Source organism: Bradyrhizobium nitroreducens (assembly GCF_002776695.1).
GTDB classification, from domain to species: domain Bacteria; phylum Pseudomonadota; class Alphaproteobacteria; order Rhizobiales; family Xanthobacteraceae; genus Bradyrhizobium; species Bradyrhizobium nitroreducens.
This window is the reverse complement of record NZ_LFJC01000003.1, coordinates 3,358,797-3,379,352: the sequence shown is the minus strand read 5'-3', so window position 1 is coordinate 3,379,352 and position 20,556 is coordinate 3,358,797. Positions and strand designations below refer to the sequence as shown.

Sequence of the window (20,556 nt, the reverse complement as noted above, 5' to 3'; positions counted from 1 at the left end):
GAGCCGGTCCGCCTGCGCCCTGTGGGCTTCGGCGTGAGAGCCTTCGCTAGCTTCGCGGGACGATGATCTGGGCTGGCTTGCCGAGCCGAAGCTCGCGAAGCGAGCGAAGGCTGGTGGGGGAGGCAGGACTCGAACCTGCGAAGCCATGAGGCGGCTGATTTACAGTCAGGCATCTTGTGGTTTCGGCAACTACCGACAAGCCCCACATGCATCAAAAAATCTCATTGTAATCAATGATATCGTCCTCTACTGGTAGCTGACGACATCCCAGCAAATACCACTACAGCTAGGTATTTGTTGGGGCTTGGAGTGGGGCTCAGTAAGGGGGCGCTGATGAAAAAACCGCTGACTGCGTTGGCGATCGAACACGCAAAACCGCGAGCGAAGCGCTACGCCCTGCCGGACGTGGGGCATCCCGGGCTGCGCGTGTTGGTTTATCCGTCCGGGGTGCGAACATTCGTCTACAGGTTCCGACGCGGTGAGAAGGAAGACGCGCAAGACGTGACGGTCGTGCTTGGTCCAGCCAGCGGTCCAGGCGCGCTTACGCTGGCACAGGCCCGTGATGCAGCCGGCGATGCACGAAGGCAACGCGCGATGGGTGCGGACCCGGCCGACCAGAAGCGCGCCACTCGCCGGGCAGAAGCGGCACGGATCGCGGCCGAGGAGCAGGAAGCCCGACGCCGCGAGGATACAGTCGCAAACGTGCTGGCACGCTACTACGCCGACCACGCCGATGGATTGAAGTCCGGCCGGGAGGTGCGGCGTGTCCTCGACAAGGAATTGAAAGGCTGGGCCAAGAGGCGCGTGGATGACATCCGGCGCAGCGACGCAATCCGGGTACTCGACATGGTCAAGGTGCGCGCGCCGATCCAGTCGAAGCGGTTGCGAGCATATGGGCGACATTTCTTCCAATGGTGCATTACCAAGGAACTGGTCGAAAGGAACCCGTTTGACGGAACTGCGGTCGTCAAGGAGGTCGCTCGGGATCGAGTCCTGACTGATGATGAATTGCGGCTCCTGCTGCGGGCAATCGACCGCCTTGAATGGCCTCGGCGCCAATTGGTCCATCTGCTCTTGTTGTCAGCGCAGCGGTTGAACGAAGTCGGCGACATGGAGTGGTCAGAACTCGACCTGACCAGCGACACACCGACATGGACCCTCCCCGGTGCGCGCGCGAAGAACGGCCGCGCCCATGCCGTTCCGCTCGCCCCGATCACCGTTGAGATTCTGACGAGCATGGACCGGGTCAAGGACACGCCCCGTGTGTTCGCCTCGTTCTCTGCGGCCCACGCGAAAACGCGCATTGATGAAGTGATGCTGGAGATCGCGCGGGAAGACGCGGCGGCGGGCGGCGACAATCCTGAGGAGGTTAAAATCGAGCTGTGGCGACTTCACGATTTGCGGCGCACGGCCGCCACGACCATGCCGAGGCTTGGGGTCGACGTTGTGACGGTTGAACGGGTCCTGAACCATCAAATGCGCGGTGTGATGGCTGTTTATCAGCGACATTCCTTCGCTCAGGAGAAGCGCCACGCGTTGAACGTCTGGGCGGATTTTCTCGCCAATCTGATGGTGGAGCGAGAATCGAACGTCGTGCCGTTCAAGGCGGAGGCGTGATCAATGGCGAAGCTGCCCACAAAGGCCGAACTTGACCTAACCACACTGACCGGAGTGTTCACCGTAAACAAGAATCCTGCGGCGGCTTGGGCCGCATATAGTTTGGCGCGACGGCACGGACTACCCATGCCGGATGTGATCCAAGCCGAGGTTGATAGGTTTGCTAGATGCATCGGAAAGGTTGCCGAACAAGCGATGCAGACCGAGTTGGGCGCACCGCCAATCCGTTTTCGGGCGGAAGAGTTGAGCCAAGCGTGGCGCAGCTCCTGCGGAGACAATCCCGTCGGATCGCTGCAAGGCGAATGGCGAGACTATAAGATTTTCCTAGCCGTTTACGAGCGCGTTGAGGGCGGCATGAAGGTTGGGGCCGCTCAAGCCGCCGTCGCGGCCGATAAGGGTGTTGGGGTTGGGATCGAGTCCATCAAGAAGATCTGGAAACGCTTGAAGCGTGACGTGTAGCGACACACCATCCATTGTTTTGGGGTAACGAGCGTCAGTCAATTTCTACCGCGATTTTCTACGCCGCCATTTGTACCTCTTGAGCCACCATCAAATCTCAGGAGGTACAAAATGAAACAACTGATTAAGTCCGAAACCGTGCGCGGCAAGCTCGACATGCCGCAGTCCACTTTCGAGCGACTTGTTAAGCAGCGTACGAACAATTTTCCTACGCCGATCTATATTGGCCGCTCTCGTTTCTTCGATGCGGCGGAGATCGACGCATGGCTCGCGACTCGGTCGTCGGCCAACTCCAACGAGCGCGCGGCCTGAGAGAGCGGCGATGATCAACGTTGACACCTTCGACCTTGAGACTGACCCCGCCAGATACGCGCTCGCGCTCGCGGAACTCCTCGAACGAAACGAAGACATCACGTTTGGTCCGACCGACCAAGAACTTTGCGCGCAGGCGCTTCGCGACCGCGCCGACCTGATCGACGCCGGGCTCGCCTGATACATCCCAGCGATAAGTATCAACGAAACGTTGCCACCGACGCGGCGTCTAGCTTCGCGTCGGTGTGTTCTTGCCTTGTGCAAGAGGGTTTTCGGCAGGGGAGATCATAATGGCCTGTTCAACTCTGTGATGGCGTGTTCGTTTGTTCTCACGAACGATTGGAGACCAAAAATGTCGACCTCAGCGCTGCTGCCTCAAGATGAACTCATGGCGGAACTCGGCGTGTCGCGACCGACGTTGCAGCGGTATCGCCGGGAAGGCACGGGACCGGCCTGGTTCCGACTTCCCGGCGGTGCCGTGCGTTACCGCCGGTCGGATGTGGACCTATGGCTCGAAGCGCGGCGTATCGCTGTCGCGTAGCCCACAAAAGCAAAACCCGCGCGCTGGCAGGCGGCGGGTGATGCAAAAAGGAAAGTCTGATGAAGCCCGATATTTATAATCCCGACTTGGCGTGCGCGCAAGCATGTAAGCGTTGGGTTGCGTCTCCCGCGTATACGCCGATCAACGCGGACACGGTTCTCGGCGCTGCCCGCGAGTTTGACAAGCACATGCGCCGCCGGCCGCATCGCGACTACGAAATGCGCGTGTTTGAGGACGGCAGTGTGTTCTTCCGCAACACCGAGCGGCCGACGTTGAGGCGGCTTATCCCTCTTGCAGAAATCCAAAAGGCAGCGCGTGAGGTATTCTGGTTGGACCCGCACCGCGCGCTTTGGCAGCACATCGCGGCGCTCTGGCTCTAAGCCGTGCCTGATTCTTCTTCGTTCGAATCCGTCGCGCTCGCGATGCATGGCAACGGCTACTCGCCGTTGCCGATCGCCGCTGGCACGAAATCTCCCGGCATCTATCGCGGCTTCGTCACCGATGAAGGTGATGGGCCGTGGTTCGGCTTGTCGGGCTGGCAGAGCTTCTGTACCGAGCGCGCATCCGTCGCCAAGCTCGCTGCTTGGGGAAGGATGGCCGACCGCTATGGCGGGGGCATTGGCCTCGCTTGCGGCTTCGGTGGCTTGGTCGCTGTCGATATTGACGACGACGCTTTGGTTGATCCGATCCTCGCGGTGCTGCCGCCGGTCATGGTAGCCAAGCGAGGTCGGAAAGGTCGGACGGCGCTATTTCGTGCCGTCGAGCCGTTGCCGTCTAAGAACTACCGCGCCGCCGATAGGCGGGGGTTGCTCGATTTTCTGAGCGTCGGCAAACAGACTGTTTTACCGCCGACAATTCATCCCGACACCGGCCGCCCGTATGAATGGACGACTGAGCGGACGCTGCTCGATACCCAGCTAGAAGAGCTTCCGGCGTTTACTCGCGCCCATCTCGTCACGATGGAGGTAATCCTCCGTGCGCATGGGTGGGACGAACCCGCCCCTCGCCAGCCGCGTGGCGAGGCTGTAGAGCGGCCTGCGCAGGGCGCGCCTGCTGACGACACGCTGTGGCATGACGATCTGAATACGGTCGCGCTCTCGAACTTGGCCGCCTGGGCCCCTGCGCTTTTGCCGGGGGGCCGCTGGCGCGGGCCGACCTACAGGGTGGTCGCACGATGGCGCGCGTCCGGCTCTGGCCGCTCCGAGGAGAAGCGCGGCACGAACCTGTCGTTTCATCCGGACGGGATCGTTGACTTCGGCACCGGGGAGACCTTCACGCCGGTCAGGGTTGTCGCCAAGGCCGAACGCATTCCTTATCCGGCTGCGGCGGCATGGCTACGCCAGCAACTCGGCTTGCCGGACGAACGCCTGATCCTTCTGCGCTCAACCAAGTCAGGCTCGCTCTCGCCGACCTATCCTGACCGTGCCGTCCCGCTTGCCGACGCCACGACGGAACTGCGGGGCGCTCTGGACGATTTCGAAGCGCAGATGAAGGCGTGGCGCATTTATCGCAACCAGACCCGCCTCAAGTCGCCGCTGATTCATCAAAAGCCGCCTGTATGGGGCGTAAAGATTGAAGCTGGCGGCGGTAAGTCATTTCAAGCAGCTCGAAATGTTGCCGCATGGACCAGACGCGGATGGCGCCTAGCTTATGTGGTCCCGCGTATCGACCTCGGTAAAAATATCGCGCTCGACCTGAAGAGCCTTGGCATCAAGGCACAGGTATATCGGGGCCGCGAACAGGCCGACCCCGACGCGCCGGGACAGACCATGTGCCAAAACCTACCGGCTGCGGCTGCGGCTATTGCTCTGGGTGTCAGCGTCCGGCCCGCCGTCTGTATGCGCCGGATCAATGAGACACTGGTGCAATGTCAGTTCGCTACTGTCTGCGGCCATGAGCGGCAACGCGAGGCGAAGCCTGACGTTTGGATCATCACGTCGGCATCGCTGCTCTATGAGAAGCCGGACTTTCTGCCCGAGCTAGATGGCCTTGTGATCGACGAGAAATTCCACGACAACGCCATCGGCGATCAAACGAGGATCGATACGACCGAGCTTTGGCGCGCCAAGATCGAACTTTGCAGCGACGAAGAAAACGATTTCCTGCTCGGCATGCGCGCGAAGCTGCTGACGGCGACAGAAAACAATGGCACTGGGCCGTTATCCCGCGCGGTACTCGATGAGCACGGCATTTTTCCGCATACCGCCTTGCGGGCCGCGATCTTGGAGCAACGTCTGGTCAAGCCGGATGTTCTTCGCCCGGGCATGAGGGAGTCCGGGCTCAATCTTGCACTCCACAAGCACCGCGCGCGGAATAGGCTCGCGCGAGAAGCGGGCGATCTATGGAACGAGATCGCGATGTTCCTTACATTCGACCATCGGCATTCGGGACGGATCAGCGTGGCGGGCAGCACGTTCACGTTCACGCCGCTGCGGCCGTTCCATCCGTCCTGGTGGGCGCCCGTGCTCGCGCTGGACGCAACTCTCACGACGCCGGAGATCCTGCACGCCACCGTGTTTGGGGATGAAGTCGCCGGCATTCCGGTCGCCGCCAGCGTCAAGGCCGACATCACCATCCAATGGCCGGATCATGTCCGCGTTCGGCAGGTCATCGGCGCACCCGTGTCGATGGGCTCCCTTGGAGTCGGCGAGAAGGCCAAGCCGCACCCGCGTAACGAGCGGGATATCCTCCGCTACATCCGTCAGCAGGCCGCCCTGATCGCCCCGGCGCGTCTTGGGGTCATTTCCTACCTCGGCCTTGAACAGCGGTTCGCCGGTCAGGCGCCGGCGAGTGTGTCGTGGATGCATTTCGGCGCCACGTCGGGCCTGAACGATTTCGAAACGGTGGCCGGACTCGTCGTCATCGGCCGGTGGTGGCTGTCCCCCGACAAGATCGAGGCGCGCGCGAGCGTGTTTGCCGGATACCCGGTCAAGCCTATCGGCGAGTTCTACCGAAAGCGGACTGGCGGCATTCGGATGACCGAAGGTCCGGCCGTCGCCGCCAGCGTCGAGTGTCACCCCGACCCGTTCGCCGAGGCCGTCCGCCGTGGTGTCACGGAGGACGAGCTTGAGCAGGCCATCGGTCGATTGAGGCCGCACCGCCGAACGGAGCCGTGCTTTCTCGACTTGGTCGGGGATGTGATCCTGCCGCTAACGGTGGACGAGGTCGTTGAGTGGGATGCCGTCTGCCCCGGTGCTGAGGCTGACATGATGGCCGAGGGTGTGGTCCTTCTCAGCAAGAATGACGCGATAGATGCCTTTGGCGTATCCAAGCGGGAGGCCGAGGAAGTTCGGGAGGTGAGCCCCACTTCCTTAAATAGTATTCCTATTAGAGAACTGGGGCTCACCTCGCCCGTTCGCCGCGTCACCTATAAGAAGGCTGGACCCGGCCAGAAACCCAATACCGGCACCTATCTCCCCGGCATCCTCCCCGGTGGCGAAGCCGCCCTGCGCGAGTGGCTTGAAACCCGGCTTGGAGCGCTGGCGAGCCTTGAGGTCGAGAGCGCGCCGACGAAGGCTGTCTTCGCAAAGATCGGCAGGGAAACGGAAAGCCTGTTAAGGTTCGAAGATGCATTCTCAACCACGCTGCGCTCCATCGCGGCGTGGTTCGATGATATCAAACGGCGGGATGCGGAGGGATGGTGATCATGAACCAGCAACGACAGATTGCCTATATCGCGCAGAGACAGGAAGAAGTCCGCCATTTCGCGGCCGAGCAGCGTGCCTTGATCGCAACGGATGCTTGAACGCTCTGGCTGTTCCCCCTGGGCGGGATGGTCACTGGGGCGGCGGTGTTCGGTGCAGGCATGGCATTCGCGAAGCTGATCGGGACGTGACTTCGACCGTACAGGCCGGCCGCTACCAAGTTGGGGATTTGTCAAGCTGAGGCCCGCTAAGCGGGCCAGACCGGAAGTGATCGGCAGACTTCCGGACGGCGACTTGTAACCCGTAGCGGACCTCGGCTTTCTTCCAAATGCGAATCAAGACGCTTGCTGCTTCAGGTGGCAGTCAGCGTGCAATGCCTAAAATTTAGTTATCCCAGCCTTGCCAAATTGAACGGAAGTTCCCACGTTCACGCGATGTCCCAATTGGACATGAAGCGGCCCGGAAGGCGGTTGGACGCCGACCGGGCCAGAACCCCACCTGGACGGCAGGGAGTTTGTGATCACATGGACAGTAGTTGTTGTTTAGACAAGAATTGTCAAGTGGCTCACTCGTTCCTGTCGTCCTTGCTTATCGAGGACCAGGACTATGGCTATCAATTTCGAAACGAGTGATCCGCCCGGACTTCTCAAGGCCTTCAAGAAAGCGATCGACGAAGGCCATGTAGTTACTTGGGCTTACGACAGTGATGGCGACTTCTATCATACCCCTCCTCAGTGGAAGGGCCGCGGTTGGTTGCGGCCAAGCTATGCGTTGGGGCGCCTGTCGCTCAACTACATCTGCAACGGTGGCCTCAAAACAACCAAAGCCGACTACGGCGTCTGTCACGGTCGCTTCATCGAATCGATGCTGGCTCACTGTGACGGGCTCTTCCTCAGCGCCGCGGCGACGGCGATGCCGACGAACGCCGATATAATTAATTCCACGTCAGTCGCTTAGGAGCAGGCCGGAGGCCGTGCTGTTGCTAGCGCGCGGCCTCCGGCCAAGGAGATACCATGACACCCCAACAGGCCAAAAACGAGATCCGCCAACTTTTGCGGAACGAGCTTGACGACTGTGACCGTGCGATCCGGAACGAAAATCTGTCTCGCGCGCGAAACGAACTTGATGATGCGATGCGCAAGTTGAAGCGCATTGCCGACACCCTTCAATGAACGGAGCAAACGAAATGTCAAAACGGCAAGTCTTCCACTCAGTTCCCAAAGGCAACGGTTGGGCCGTAGAGCGAGGCACTAACGTGATCTCCAATCACCGAACGCAAGCAGCCGCCGAGGCCGCAGCTATTAAGGCCGGCCATCGCGCTCAAAATAATGGAGGACTAGGCCAAGCTGTTCTCCATAAGAGCAACGGGCAAATCCGCGAAGAACGGACCTACGGCGCCGATCCGCACAACATCAAAGGTTAGCAATACGGGCGCCGTCGTTCGCGCGGCGGCGCCACACCTTCAAGGGGATATACGATGTTCGAAATTGGCAAGCGTTACCAAATCCACATGATCGAGGGCGGCAGCGAGGGCTACTCCGACTGGGAGGTTGTTTCGATTGAGCTGCCGCTGATCAAGATCCGCAATGGAGTGACTGAAGATCGGATAGTTAATACAAGTTCGCCGATGTTCGTTCGCGCCGAACTCAGTCGCCACAAATAGAATCAGAACATACCGGCATTTCTCTCAGCGCTGTGCAAGGCGCCAACCGGCATCCTTAGCGGACTAAAGGAATCCATCTTCGCCATAGAGGCGAGTATCTGCCTTCAATCCTATCGAGTTTGCGATACCTGACCGGCCCACGCGATTGTTGGAGTCTGATAACAGCCTGGCCGCCGCTGACCTTCGCGCGAACCACCGCAGCGTCTGCTATCCGGAGTAGACCGGAACAGCCCTGAAACAGGTTTGACGTCGCAGTTTGACCCAAAGCGGACATCGTGATGGCTTAATTCAAAACTGGGCACGCTATCTGCCCTCAGTTGACGAAAACTATTACTACAACCATTTTCTAGCTTATAGACCAATGACACATGAGGTCTGAGTGGATCAATGGCCCCGCGAGCGAAGGCAGCAATTTCAGGCCTCTTGAGGATTTTTTGGGTTAGCCTGTTCGTTGTGTCGGTGATTTTGGCGTTCGGCTGGTTTGTCCTTGATGGCAGCACGACCCGGTCTCGCGTCGTTCGATCACGGCTCACAATTGTAGTTGAAACTCCTGAAGGTGAACGATCAGGTTCTTCCGTTACGCAAAACACTATTAGCTTCCCTGGTGGTCTCACCAAGGCCCAAGGATGGGCACTGACCGAACAACTGGTGGGCGAGGTGGTCGCAGTTGATCTCGGCGAGCGTGGCGTGTTGTTTTCCACCTTCGAAAGACCGTCAGTTCTGTCTCGCAGAGGAGGTGACGCCTACAATGCTTCGTTGGCACCGTTCCCGCAGGAGAAATTTCGCGGCAATTATGTCTCCAACGCTTCCTTAAATGAAAAGTACGCAGCTTACCTCGACGAGCTGAACCGTCTCAAACCGAAGTCCGCCCTGTTGCCTGAAGCCATGCCCGCATTGGTCCGGTTCGTTAATCTGAACGATCCGACGAGTGTCGCGCTCCTCGATCCACACGATCTCGCTGCGAGCTTTGGTCGAGGTGTGATCCTCAAAGGCGCTACTATAGAGATCACCGACGATCCGATCACCCATGGTATCGAAGATCGATTGCCTTGGCTGAGGTCGAGCAAAGTTGCTGAGTATTTGTTTCCCAATCCGACCCATCAACCGCCGCCAGATGCTCGAGAGGTTAGACATCTCAGTTATGACGATTTCAGGAGATTGCCCCGATGACCGATATCCGGCCGGGTGCGTGATGGAGCAATTTGGGACTTCCGCTTGTGGCCCGTGGCTGACCTCAGCCCAGAGCGCGACGATGTCCGCTTCCGAGAGATCACCCGACCAAGGGCATCCTGGCTGTCGACGGCAGCCTCTGACCCGTAGCGGACCTTTGCGGCGGTAGTTCTCGGCAGCTATGATGCTAGCCCATGAAGACAGCATTTGACATAGCAACGAGGCCTGTCGTCGATGAGACTAGCATGCGTGCTCTTGTTGCTTGCATCGATGCAGTCCGTCAATGCGCAGCAGCAAAGCTCGAAATTAACTTTACGCTGCACTGGAACGAGTAGGTTGGTGGGTAAGCCCGGAGCGGAACTGGAATTTACTCCCCTCTCCAATCTCAGCATCATTGTGAGCGACGTCGATCAAACAGTGTCGTTCCAGGATAAGATCCTGTCGATCACGAAGATTACTCCCTTGCTTGTCGGGTTCAGCAGCCAATACGCGAATGGGAAGCCGACCATCTCTGGCCGGATCGATCGGCTGACCAAGAGCGTCGAAATCGAGTGGACGTATGAAAACGTCGGCGAGAACACCCATTGGGAGCTTAAGTGCCGTCCCGAAGGTCCCTTTCGTGATTGGGGGTGAGCAGCTTTACTTCTTGCCTCAGCCCACGGCCGAGGATCTGTCGGTGGTCAGGGGTAGACCGGACCTAACTTAAACCCGGCACGACCGTCGCGATTGACCCGTAGACGAAATCGTGGGTTCGGTAATTTTGCCCCAGGCTGTTAACTTGACCAGAACGGTTTTTTTGCCATCAATTCCAGGCTTTGACGGACGCGGGCGATGAAGGTTTCCCTGACATGGCTTGCAATAGCCACAGCGGTCGCATCTCTCCTGTTTGGTGCGAATGCATCTGCTGGCGTTCCTTATTCCTTTTCTGATCTTCCGTCGCAGGAGGGCCGCTGTATCGGCGACCAGGGCGTCGGCGAAATTGACCGCTCGGAGAAAACGTGTCTGGCGCAGGTTGGCGAGCTGGCCCAGCGCGTCGGCCCTGGCTTGCAGTTGAAGTTCAGGAACGGGAAGACGAGAATTTATCTCAACGAGGAAGCGAAGTGTCAGTCCGACGGCGCTGACGACTGCGTCAAGTATCAACTGACGGGGTATTTTCCCGAGCACGACCTTATCTTGATCGAAGTTGATTATTGGGAAGGTGCGAGTTGGCTCCTCGTAAGGGCCGACACGGGTGACGGCATAGCAATCGTTGCACCCCCACACTATTCGCCGGACAGACGCTGGCTCGTATCCGTCGCCTCGTCTGTAGGTCCCGCTGGACCTCCCAACGGAATGGACATCGTTCCGAGCGTATCCAATCCATCTCTCAAGGAGTGGCACTATCGCACGCCGGACGATGGGCAATGGCTCTATGAATTTGCTGGCTGGGAAGGAAACACTCGCGTCAAACTTCTTGCGTCGTCGTTGAGTGAGCCCCAACGATGGGTCTCCTGCTCTGTCGAGCGCCGGAATGGCGAATGGCATCTGAGAGAGCCACGATGAGAGCCGGCATCGCTTCCACTTCTGGCCCGATGGCGAAGTCCGGCTTGGCCCAGATATGGTCAGCGATCGGGGGCACACCGGAAGTGATAGGGCGCCGTTCAGACCGGTGCTTTTGACCCAAAGCGGATACTGATAGATGAATGACATGGAAGAGAAAGAGACCAATCGACCCTCATTATGCGCATCCGCGTATAATGTCATTTTATACGCTTTCGCGTATTGGCTGCCCGATGGATATAATCGCCCGCTCCCCACAGCAACTTGGTGCTGCCATTAGACGGCACCGCCGGATGAAACGTCTTACCCAGGGTGCCTTGGGTGATAAGATGCATGCGCGTCAAGCGACCATCTCGAAGCTAGAAGCCGGCGAACCAGCGACACAAATACGCACGCTTACGGATGCCTTGGCCGCACTCGATCTGGAGATCATCATCCGTCCACGCACCAAGGGTTCGGCCAAAGCGATCGAGGATCTTTTCTAATAGAGCGTCGCATCTTCCGTGCACCGCACGATGTGTGCTCGCGGGCTCCTGTTTGAGGTATCCTTCTTGGATTGCAACTCGTGACGCTAAGCACGCTAACGGCTGTCAGGATTCTTCACCGCTGACGCGCCAACGCTCGGTACAATGGATGGCGACAGACGCCTGTTGGCGCGACAGATTTCCGGAGAACAGTTTTAGTGTCCTGCGATTTCGCACCAAGCGCCGATGGTCCAGTTTCATCACCTTCGCGCCGACGTGTTTGATGGCTTATGGAGCCAGAGGGCGTTTCCAGTGGCGCTGCCGGCAGCAAAGCTGTATAGATAAACCCGATATCGCGCAGCGGAGTGCCAGCAGTGCCGGAGCAGCGCGCGCTTGTTGCTCGTAGGGGGAGTCTACCTCAGACGCAAAAAGCGCAACGGGCCGCGCAGTACGTCCGTATGTCCACTGACTACCAAAAATATTCGATTGAGAATCAAGCTGTGGTCATTGCTGCCTACGCACAGCTTCACGGGCTCTCAATTGTGCGCACCTATCGCGATGAAGGTGAAAGCGGCTTGCTGATTAAGAACAGGATGGGCCTTACTCAGTTGATCGCTGACGTTAGCTCAGATCAGATAGATTTTGGCAATATTCTAGTCTTTGACGTCAGCCGTTGGGGGCGCTTTCAAGACGCAGACGAAAGCGCGCATTATGAGTTCATCTGCAAAAAGGCGGGGGTTAAGGTCGCATACTGCGCGGAGCAGTTTGATAACGACGGAAGCCTTCTTTCCAATATTTTGAAGAACATCAAGCGGGTCATGGCGGCCGAGTACAGCCGCGAGCTATCGGCAAAGGTTTTTGCTGGGACCTCGCGGTTGGCTAGGATCGGATTCAAAATGGGCGGCTCGGCCGGTTTTGGCTTGGAGCGTTTCTTGGTGGATGACCACGATCAGGTCAAAGGAGTTCTCAAGCCCGGTGAACGCAAATGCTTGGCTACAGACCGAGTGAAACTACGTCCAGGACCGACCGAGCAAACCGCAATCATTAAGAGGATTTTCGATGATTTTGTTGGAGGAAAGTCTCAATGGAAAATCGCGAAAGAACTAAATCAGGAAGGAGTGGCGACACATAACGGCCGACTCTGGAGTAATAAGCTTGTAGGCGCTATTCTAAAAAACGAAGCATTCATCGGCAACTACGTCTACAATCGTTCGACGGAAAAACTAGGCACGAAGCGAAGGCACAATCCAAAAGAGCATTGGATAAGGAGCGAGGGCTGCATCACGCCCATTATCGATAAGGCTGCGTTTATACGCGCGAACAAGATCATGGATGAATGGCACGTCAAGATTTCAGAAGACGAGATGCTGCGGCGGGTGCGCAAAGTACTTCTGAAGAAAGGCAAACTCAGCGCCAAGATTATTAATCAAGCTCCGACGCTTCCACACAGCGGCACCTATTATAAGCACTTCGGTAGCCTTCAAAACCTTTACCGACTAATCGACTATCGCGAGAACAATAAACACTGGACGGATCTTACCGCCCACCAGCAGTGGCTCGATATGAACATCGGGCATGCTGTGCAGCTTCGGGAGCTTCTTGAGAAGGCTGGTGCCAGTGTCACGATTGAGTCGTCAAGTGGGAGCTTGCTGGTGGACGAGATTGTGCGCGTTCACTTCGGCTTGGCTAAATGGCGCAACTACGACGGCAAGGTGCGTTGGGGTATGCGCCACCGCGTTCGATGGCATTCAGGTTGGATAGCGGCGATCAGAATGGGCGAGAATAACGCAAGTATTCTCGACTATTTACTACTCCGCGTTCCTCCTCCGGGAGGTCCTCATTTGTGGCTGTCTGAGGAGACGCTCCGCGCTCGCAAGATCGAACGTTTCAAAACTTTCTCTGCGCTTGCTAAATCGCTCATTCGTCGCGTTTGTCGATAGGTCAGTTGCGACGAACTTGGAGCCGAGAAAATCGCATCTTGCTTTTGCGCGGTCGGCGTCCGTTAGGAAATGGACTGAGAGGGGCTCGACATCGGTAATTGGCCCATCTGCGACTCGGGGTAAAATTCGCCGTTGCGCTACTGTTGGGTGAAAAGCGGACATCGGTCGGCCCGCTATCATTTGCAGGTCACTTTGGGTCCTTCCGGGGCGCTTCCCCATGCGGGTGACGTGCAACCGCCCGGGTTTACCAGGCACAATTTTTCCAAACTGAGTTGTTGTTCTCGCACGACGTCGCCCGCTGATGTGGAACAATGCGCGAGGGGTGATTGCTTTGGGCTGTAGCGAAGTAGCCCATTATCCGACCCTAAAGGCAGTTCAATCGCCTTCAGGACGCCCCGATGCCCGATACTAGTCCGCTGTATCCGCCCGATTTCCGCGCTTCGCCCATTTCACCCTCCACCCGGAAGCGACGCAGAAATCCGCGCACCGTCTCGATGCCCGAGCGCGTCGGACCGTTCGCGAGACTTGTCTTCGCCGAGATGGCCCGCCAACGAGTGACTTACGACTCGCTGGAAGAGCGCAGCGGCGTGCGTAGGGCCACGCTGAAGGCTTGGAGAAAGAAGAATCGCCCCGGCTTAGAGAGCATTGAAGCGGCCCTGGCAACGCTCGGGTTCGGCCTTGTCCCCGTCGCCACTCTTGAAGTGCTCGACCATCCCGAACTCGCGGGCGAACTCACCGCGCTAGCCCTCAAGATGCGTATGAATATTCCGCAAACCTGGGCCGCTCTGATTGATATCGGCGTCGAGCAGAAGCTTCTCCGCATGCGGGCGGACGAGCGCGCCGCCATTTTGGCCGAGCATGAAGCGCGCCTCGCTCGCATCCCCGCCAACGACAACCAGAAGCGCCGCCGTAAAGTGGCCTAAGGGATACCGGAACGGTCCCGACGAACGCCCCTGGTTTTCCCATACTGCTCTCGTTGCTTGGTTCTCCTCCACACCAAGTAACGCCGTTCGCCAGCCTTGGCCGGTGTGTTTGGTAGCCAGATGCACCGGTCATTTTTTCAGATGGATGCCCATGTCTAACGTCTATCTCTCGCGCACCCAGGCCGCAAAGCGGATCGGCCGTTGCGCGAAGACTCTCCGCAACCTCGCCAAGCGTGGCGATGGCCCTCCGTTCTTGTTAATTGGCGACCGACCTGCATATCCGGCCGATCAGCTTCAAGTCTGGCTCGCAAGCGGTGGAGATGCCCAATGAGCCGAGCCAAGCTTCTCGCCGACCTCAAGGCGGCGTCCGCAGATTACGCAACGGCTCAGCGGCAGCTTGCGGCCGAGCGTTTCAACGTCCAGCACGGAATCGCGCACAATCTGATGTTCGCCGAGAGCCGCGAGCATGTCGCCTATCACCGCTGGCTCGGCGCTCATGAAGCATTCGCGACCAGCGCACCGAAGCTCGCTCCGAAGCCTACCCCGAAAGCATCGGACGTCGCACCGCGAGACCCCGGCGCGGAAGCCGTTGCCGACTACTGGCGGCGCTGATTCACCCCCCTTGAGATCAAGCACAATGAGCATTCTGAAGTCCCTCTTTGGCAAGAAGCCGATTACTTCCACCAATATCTCTGCCGAAATTGAGAAGGCGCGCGCCGAGCATGACGCTGCTCTTGCCAAGCGCGGCGCAGCGCTGGCCGGTCTCGGCTTGATGGACGATGCTACCCATCAGAAAGCCGAAGCAGAATATGAGGTGCACCGGCGGGCTGCAGACCGGGCTGCCGCCCGCCTCGCTGATCTTGAAAAGGCGCACGCCGAAGCGCTCGCTACCGAAGCGGCGGTCGAGAAGCAAGCCGAGGCAGAACGCTTCCGCCAGCGCGTCAAGAATGCGCGCAATGATGTTGAGGTTGGGGCAGTTGCCTTGCTTCGCGAGTACGACGCTACGGCTGCAAAGCTCGCCGAGATCATCGCGCGGCTCGGCGAGATCGACGCCGAGGCGAGCGCGGTTAACGAAGCTGGCCGTCGCGCACCGGGCTTCGAGCCTGTGCGCAGTATCGACGCCGCGCACCGTCAGCGCCCGGGTCGGCAAGCGAGCGAGCGTCGCGAGGTGCAGCAGTGCTGGGTGTTCGCGAACGGGGATGTGCTTCCCGTGCGAACCAGCGCTGATGGTAACGTCATCAAGGAAGAGCCTCGCTGGGTTCATCATGAACAGCGTTTCGACACTCCGCGCCTTGAGCAGCGTGAGATTGTCGTGTCGCGCACTGAGGCACGCGCTGGCCACTATGAAGCCGGCCTGGCCGGCATCGTGCTTCCGCCCGGCTTTGCCCGTGGTGCTGCACATTGGCCGCGCAAGTCATTAGCGCACCGGGCTCAAAGTTGACTTGGGCCATCCTGTCAAAATCGGCGGGCTGGTCTGCGAGAACGTCGCTGTGTTTGCAGAGGAAGCGCAGCTGCGACTGCCTGATGTCGGCTTGTCCGCCAATAGCGGCGCATGAGCGGACGGCGCCAGAGGTCACGTAAGGGCCAAATGCGGACGACAGTATGGCTCTTTGCCAACCTCAGACGTCGCCCCATAACGACGCGACTCCGAAGATGAATGGCCTAAAGACGAACTCATCGCGCTCGACGATCAATGACGGGCCGTTCATCCCCCAATTGGACCGGCCGGAGACTTCAACCCCATCGATGAAGTTGACCTGCGGCAAACGTACGTATGGAATGGACGGATTCTTGTAGGGATCGGAATATTCCATACCGGTCGGAAATTCCGAGACCACCGGTCGGCAATACCCAAATCCTCTGGTTGCTCCGCTGCGAAAATCGATGCTCGCACCAATATGCGGCCCGTTTTGGAGTAGGGATTCCCCGCGTGTCGCAGCGTCTCGGGGCCAAGGCAGCGCGATCCAGCCGCCAATATCGGGATAATAAGAGGGGGCAAGAAATCGCGGATGCTTTTCCCGCTGGTCCAGAGCGCGTCTTGGCATGCCTAGCGTCGATACAAATTCATGCTGCATGACTTGATTGGCCGGATACGGCGTCGCCCCATCATGATCGGTCAGTACGGGGCGACCATAAGTGAATGGATGGATCGCTTCGCTATCTTGCTGCGTAGCGGGCAGCCAGAACCGGGGCCTTTCGGCCGGCCAAAGTTCATGCGCACGCTCTTTCCCTTGCCCGAAGAGCCGATAGCGGGCGTAGCTAAAACAGACAACCCCCATTGGAATGCGGGCGGCGGACAAGCCACGGTCCCTGAGTGCTGAGGCACCGATGCGCGTCCAGTATGAAGTGCGTTTGACTAGATTTGGCTGTTCACGCCGAAATTGCTCGAATGCCGCGCGGTCGGCTCGCTCAATCGTAGCGCCGCCAAAACTCAAGTCCGACAGCGGACTGTCGTAGGCATCATCCGACATATAGGCAGTGCCGAACGCCAACGTCTCTGCGTCATCAAAGACGATGACAGCCGGCAAGAAGTCCGGAGCAACTCCGCCATTCTCCGTTGTCTCACCACGGCACGCTTGCGGTGGATGAACGACAAGTCCTTTGCCATCGCTCATTCGGCGTCCGAAGACGCTCGGCGTGACCCCAAGCTCTGACGTGCGGCCACCATCCGCGTAATTGATTTGACGTCCGCCGCAAGTGACCACGATATCGAAGTCCTGCGGTTCACCTTTATAGGTCAGCTTTACTCTTAGGCGATAGTACGTGCCGGTTTCGCGCTGTACGGATTTGACAAAATCCCAATTGCCGCGAAGCGCCTGGAAGACCGGCGAACGCTGCGCAGCGACGACCGCCCCAAGAAATGCAGCCACTACGAGCAAGAAGAAAAAAGCTACTTTGGCCTTCATGCACGATGTTGTTTCAAGGGTTTGTACTGGTCACAGCAGCTCATCGCGCGATCCAGCAGCACTTGCTCCTTACACGCCACAAGGCTGACGACCGCGTTATCGCAACCAAAGGTTAAGGCGCCGTTTGCTGCAAACTGCAAATTCCATCGAGTTCTGCTTTGGGTCATGACCACCCCTCAAGTGCCGGCTGGCTGCTTCCGGTCAACTCTCAACTTTGGACATGACCGAGCACCACCCTGGCTGCCGCGAAGGGCCAGAAGGCGAAGTGGCTCCCTTAGCAAAAAGGGCGAGATGCGGCTAATTTGAGCGATTTGAGCAAGAGGGCTTGCGGATCTTTATGCGAACAGGCTGAAATGGTCTGGATCATCGCTATTGCGTTCTTAGGGTTTGGCTGGTGGCGCGTAAGACGCGCTCGCGAACGGACTGCTGAGCTGGCAGCAGCGGGGGTCTTGCGCTCGCCGTTGTACTGGGCGTCGAACACGCTGGTTGCAATCCTGTTGGCCCTAGTGCTGTACATCGCCCACATTCACAATCAATGGCCCGTTCCAGCTTTCCTTTGGTTCGCCACCATTGCGATCATCGTAGCTTTGCTTTTCCTGCGCCGCGCGTTGAAGTGGCGCTACCCTGTTTAGATTGGCTGCCAGTCTTGGAGGCCGCGTTGTATACGAACTACGCCGATATCCGTAGTCGCATAAGCGAGGAGCCCTCATGGTTCGATGAGTCAGCAGTTCCGCGCTATGGACCTTTCAAGCCGGACGCGGTCGCGAATTTTTATGCCCGTGAAGCCGCTCTGGTTCTGGCTGCATGTCAACGCTGTGGTCATCATTTTCGCTTGGCGATTTCGCAGCCCTTCTTTGAGAAAGATCCGGACGTTGCTACTGCCATCTGTCACCGGAGTCTGCACTATGGTGATCCCCCTAACGTCGGTTGTTGTGAGGCGGGGCCGTCGACAACAGTCGTAGAACTTGAAGTGTTGGAGTACTGGTGGCGCAGATTGGGCTATGACTGGAACCGAGAGACTTCATTCGAGGTCGGCGTGGTTTCCGAAGTAATGAGCGACGACTACCGGCACGAGGCGTACTACGACGTGGATCGCAATCCCGAATTTCCATTATCGTTTGGCTCTATACCGAAGGAGCCGACAGGCACTCAATTTGAGGAGCTTGTGGCGGAATTGTTGACACGATATCCAGCGGCGCCGCGCGACGCAGTCGAAGCTGCCCTGCGTTCCGTCTGGACGGAGCGTATGTTTTCAAGACGGTGTTTTCAACTTGCTGAGGACGCGCTTGCTGGATTTCAGTGGCCTGCTGCCAGGCCGGACCGGGACGGTGCTTGAAGTCTGCTCCGGGTCAACAGCGCCGTTTTGAGCAGCGGTGGGGAGCTTCCGCTTTACCCCCGACTTCGGACAACTCGCGGCTACGCCCTAATGGAAGCGATGGGCCAGAAGCGGAACTGCGACTTGAGTTTACCGAAGGTTAGTATGCGGTAAGGCACAACCAATGGAGGTCGTTTCTTCTGGAGACTCGTTGTGACCAGCCCGGCATCCCAGCGATTTCTGATTTCGCTTTCTTTAGCCATCCACTGGGGGGTAACGTCGAGCGCCGCACTGTTAGCAGCACCGATTGATCAGTCTCCACCGCGAGAGCCGCAATCGAGCTTGTTAGAGCTCCGGTTTGGAGCAACGACGATTGTCGTTGAAAGGAAGACCATCAATTGGATCAGCGGCTATCAAAAAAGGCCGGATCAATTAACAGAACCAACGATAACCGTTCCCAACAACGGGTCCGTTTTCTTCACGCCTCCGTTTGAGGTCCCGAGGTGCTTGGAAATCGGACAGGTGCTTTTAACCTATCAGACCATCGAGCCGACCGTGCGCCAGCCGCTCTTTGTCGACTATACACCGATGGCCTCCGAGTTTCGCGGCATTTCCCAACTCAGGCCACCATCCGGACGACCTATATTGGATCTGTATCAATTTGAAGCCAGCGACCTCAAAGATTTCTGGGGCGAACAGATAACCTTCTACCGCGAGCCGCCAACGATAAACGTCAAAATACAATTGACACGCGACACTCATCTGCGCGTCCCAGCCACGGCTGAACGCTGCTTCTTTGAGCGCGGGGAGGCGACGATCAGGCAATTGATATCATTCGTAACCGGCAAGATTAAAATAATGAGATCGTGGGAACGCAATCCATGACCGTTTGCTTGAGCTGATGTCAGTATGCGGTGCGTCGAGTCCGCTTTGGGTCACAAGCTGCCCTTGAAAGATCGCTGCGGCTTGGTCGGCTCACCTACCGAAAGCAGACGTTGCGCCTCTCCGAGCGAGGGTCAGCATCGGGCCAATAGCGGATGTACGATTGCATAATCTGCAACTCGCCTCATGCATGAAGCGCATCAAGGTACTCACCGACTGGTCGGGTCCAGAGATCAGGATGGTGAATGACGTTGTGGCCCACCGCCATGGGCGTATCAAATTCGAAGAACTGGCCTTTGCCACCGGCCTTCTCGAAGGCGACGAAATTCTTTCTGCTGTGCGCGATGGAGTAGAAGGAGTCGCCTTGTCCGTACAGCCAAATCGTTGGTCGATCAAAGCGCGCTCCGCGTAGAAAGAGTTCCTGATTGATCGGCTCGGCGACCCTACATCCTTCGTTGATCCATCCTCCCACGAAATTGAGAACTCCCAGAGTTTCCGTAGAATGCGTTCCTGCATAGGCGACTGACAGGACACCTCCTCGCGAGTGCCCGCCCATGAGTATAGGGCCTGGCGCGACATCGGGACGCTCGCGAAGTACGCCAATGGCAGCGTCGATGTCGCTTAGTGCCCTAGCTGAATCCGTTCGCGCGGTGTCTTCGTCGCATGCAAATTTTGCCTTCCCGTTTTTGAGGAGTTCCTCGTCACAAAATCCATCTGATTTGCCGCGACCACGTCGCTGCGGAAATGCTACCAGCCAACCTCGCTGGTTGAGAAAACCGGCGAGTTCAACGGAGAACCAAGTTCGTTTCACGCGTTCTGGTGTCGGATTTCTGCCAGTGGAACCGTGATTGAATACTGCGAGAGGAAATGGACCCCCGCCGGGGGGCTTGAAGATCACCGCTTCTAGGCTGATTGAATTGCCATCTTCGGTCAAAGTCGTCTTGAGAAAATCGGATTTGCCACCTGAAGCGGTGACGGTCGGATCGACTTCGATCTGGGCTCGTACCGTTAGCGGCCACGCTACCGCTGCGCTGCCTGCGAGAGTAATAAATTCGCGCCTTCGCATAAGGCTACCTCGGAATGTCGGACGGCAACAACATAGCCTAGCACAAGGATGTCTTCCCGAGTCCGCTACGGGTCATAAACGTCAAAACTCCGCGCGAGCACAATCGGTCTGCTTT

The 20,556-nt window shown here is 58.1% G+C and carries 24 protein-coding genes; 22 read left to right on the top strand and 2 right to left on the bottom strand.

Going from position 1 to position 20,556, the window contains the following annotated elements:
- Positions 1-333: 333 nt before the first annotated feature.
- The 19 genes from TSA1_RS16500 (at position 334) to TSA1_RS38885 (ending at position 15,713) form a co-directional block, all read left to right on the top strand.
- A complete protein-coding gene (locus TSA1_RS16500) occupies positions 334-1,617 on the top strand; it encodes a tyrosine-type recombinase/integrase (protein WP_145984327.1) in 1,284 nt (427 codons plus the stop codon).
- Positions 1,618-1,620: 3 nt separating this feature from the next.
- Positions 1,621-2,076 (top strand): hypothetical protein, encoded by a 456-nt coding sequence (locus TSA1_RS16495; protein WP_100177281.1) that lies wholly within the window; start codon positions 1,621-1,623, stop codon positions 2,074-2,076.
- Between the two features lie 111 nt (positions 2,077-2,187).
- Complete coding sequence (locus tag TSA1_RS16490) at positions 2,188-2,388, top strand: helix-turn-helix transcriptional regulator (protein WP_100177280.1); 201 nt, start codon at positions 2,188-2,190, stop codon at positions 2,386-2,388.
- 10 nt (positions 2,389-2,398) lie between these two features.
- Positions 2,399-2,569 (top strand): hypothetical protein, encoded by a 171-nt coding sequence (locus tag TSA1_RS39335; protein ID WP_161497238.1) that lies wholly within the window; start codon positions 2,399-2,401, stop codon positions 2,567-2,569.
- A 171-nt stretch (positions 2,570-2,740) separates the two neighbouring features.
- Positions 2,741-2,929 (top strand): helix-turn-helix transcriptional regulator, encoded by a 189-nt coding sequence (locus tag TSA1_RS16485; RefSeq protein WP_100177279.1) that lies wholly within the window; start codon positions 2,741-2,743, stop codon positions 2,927-2,929.
- 59 nt (positions 2,930-2,988) lie between these two features.
- Positions 2,989-3,309, top strand: coding sequence for a hypothetical protein (locus TSA1_RS16480; protein ID WP_100177278.1), 321 nt, complete (start codon positions 2,989-2,991; stop codon positions 3,307-3,309).
- A 3-nt stretch (positions 3,310-3,312) separates the two neighbouring features.
- On the top strand, positions 3,313-6,573 hold the full coding sequence (locus tag TSA1_RS16475) for a bifunctional DNA primase/polymerase (RefSeq protein ID WP_145984326.1): 3,261 nt from the start codon (positions 3,313-3,315) through the stop codon (positions 6,571-6,573).
- A gap of 606 nt (positions 6,574-7,179) precedes the next feature.
- Positions 7,180-7,530 (top strand): hypothetical protein, encoded by a 351-nt coding sequence (locus tag TSA1_RS16465; protein WP_100177276.1) that lies wholly within the window; start codon positions 7,180-7,182, stop codon positions 7,528-7,530.
- A gap of 56 nt (positions 7,531-7,586) precedes the next feature.
- Positions 7,587-7,745, top strand: a complete 159-nt coding sequence (locus TSA1_RS39330; RefSeq protein WP_161497237.1) for a hypothetical protein — start codon at positions 7,587-7,589, stop codon at positions 7,743-7,745.
- Positions 7,742-7,996: a DUF2188 domain-containing protein gene (locus TSA1_RS41140; RefSeq protein WP_430649764.1), complete on the top strand. Its 255-nt coding sequence runs from the start codon at positions 7,742-7,744 to the stop codon at positions 7,994-7,996. Before TSA1_RS39330 ends, TSA1_RS41140 begins: the two co-directional genes overlap by 4 nt.
- A gap of 54 nt (positions 7,997-8,050) precedes the next feature.
- The gene (locus TSA1_RS16455) at positions 8,051-8,236 is read left to right on the top strand and encodes a hypothetical protein (RefSeq protein ID WP_100177275.1); all 186 of its coding nucleotides are present in this window, start codon (positions 8,051-8,053) and stop codon (positions 8,234-8,236) included.
- A gap of 387 nt (positions 8,237-8,623) precedes the next feature.
- Complete coding sequence (locus tag TSA1_RS38890) at positions 8,624-9,406, top strand: hypothetical protein (protein WP_145984325.1); 783 nt, start codon at positions 8,624-8,626, stop codon at positions 9,404-9,406.
- 339 nt (positions 9,407-9,745) lie between these two features.
- Complete coding sequence (locus TSA1_RS16445) at positions 9,746-10,039, top strand: hypothetical protein (protein ID WP_145984324.1); 294 nt, start codon at positions 9,746-9,748, stop codon at positions 10,037-10,039.
- A 198-nt stretch (positions 10,040-10,237) separates the two neighbouring features.
- Entirely contained in the window at positions 10,238-10,948 is a 711-nt protein-coding gene (locus TSA1_RS16440) for a hypothetical protein (RefSeq protein ID WP_245448305.1), read from the top strand.
- Between the two features lie 230 nt (positions 10,949-11,178).
- Positions 11,179-11,430 carry a helix-turn-helix domain-containing protein gene (locus TSA1_RS16435; protein WP_100177272.1) on the top strand — a complete coding sequence of 84 codons (252 nt, stop codon included), beginning with the start codon at positions 11,179-11,181 and terminating at the stop codon, positions 11,428-11,430.
- A 344-nt stretch (positions 11,431-11,774) separates the two neighbouring features.
- Complete coding sequence (locus TSA1_RS16430; protein WP_347338548.1) at positions 11,775-13,349, top strand: recombinase family protein; 1,575 nt, start codon at positions 11,775-11,777, stop codon at positions 13,347-13,349.
- A 398-nt stretch (positions 13,350-13,747) separates the two neighbouring features.
- Positions 13,748-14,272, top strand: coding sequence for a hypothetical protein (locus TSA1_RS16425; protein WP_145984323.1), 525 nt, complete (start codon positions 13,748-13,750; stop codon positions 14,270-14,272).
- 327 nt (positions 14,273-14,599) lie between these two features.
- Positions 14,600-14,884: a hypothetical protein gene (locus tag TSA1_RS16420; RefSeq protein WP_100177269.1), complete on the top strand. Its 285-nt coding sequence runs from the start codon at positions 14,600-14,602 to the stop codon at positions 14,882-14,884.
- 25 nt (positions 14,885-14,909) lie between these two features.
- Positions 14,910-15,713, top strand: a complete 804-nt coding sequence (locus TSA1_RS38885; RefSeq protein WP_145984322.1) for a hypothetical protein — start codon at positions 14,910-14,912, stop codon at positions 15,711-15,713.
- A 178-nt stretch (positions 15,714-15,891) separates the two neighbouring features.
- Here the strand turns inward: TSA1_RS38885 and TSA1_RS16410 are convergent, their stop codons facing one another.
- Positions 15,892-17,178: a hypothetical protein gene (locus TSA1_RS16410; protein ID WP_100177267.1), complete on the bottom strand. Its 1,287-nt coding sequence runs from the start codon at positions 17,176-17,178 to the stop codon at positions 15,892-15,894.
- A 353-nt stretch (positions 17,179-17,531) separates the two neighbouring features.
- On the opposite strand from TSA1_RS16410, the gene TSA1_RS16405 reads away from it, so the two are divergent.
- From TSA1_RS16405 to TSA1_RS16400, 3 genes are all read left to right on the top strand, one after another.
- Positions 17,532-17,810: a hypothetical protein gene (locus TSA1_RS16405; protein ID WP_100177266.1), complete on the top strand. Its 279-nt coding sequence runs from the start codon at positions 17,532-17,534 to the stop codon at positions 17,808-17,810.
- A gap of 26 nt (positions 17,811-17,836) precedes the next feature.
- Positions 17,837-18,514, top strand: coding sequence for a hypothetical protein (locus TSA1_RS38880; protein WP_145984321.1), 678 nt, complete (start codon positions 17,837-17,839; stop codon positions 18,512-18,514).
- Positions 18,515-18,706: 192 nt separating this feature from the next.
- Positions 18,707-19,378, top strand: a complete 672-nt coding sequence (locus TSA1_RS16400; protein ID WP_145984320.1) for a hypothetical protein — start codon at positions 18,707-18,709, stop codon at positions 19,376-19,378.
- Between the two features lie 181 nt (positions 19,379-19,559).
- Here TSA1_RS16400 and TSA1_RS38875 read toward each other — a convergent pair whose 3' ends face one another.
- Positions 19,560-20,441, bottom strand: a complete 882-nt coding sequence (locus tag TSA1_RS38875; protein ID WP_145984319.1) for a dienelactone hydrolase family protein — start codon at positions 20,439-20,441, stop codon at positions 19,560-19,562.
- Between the last annotated feature and the right edge of the window lie 115 nt (positions 20,442-20,556).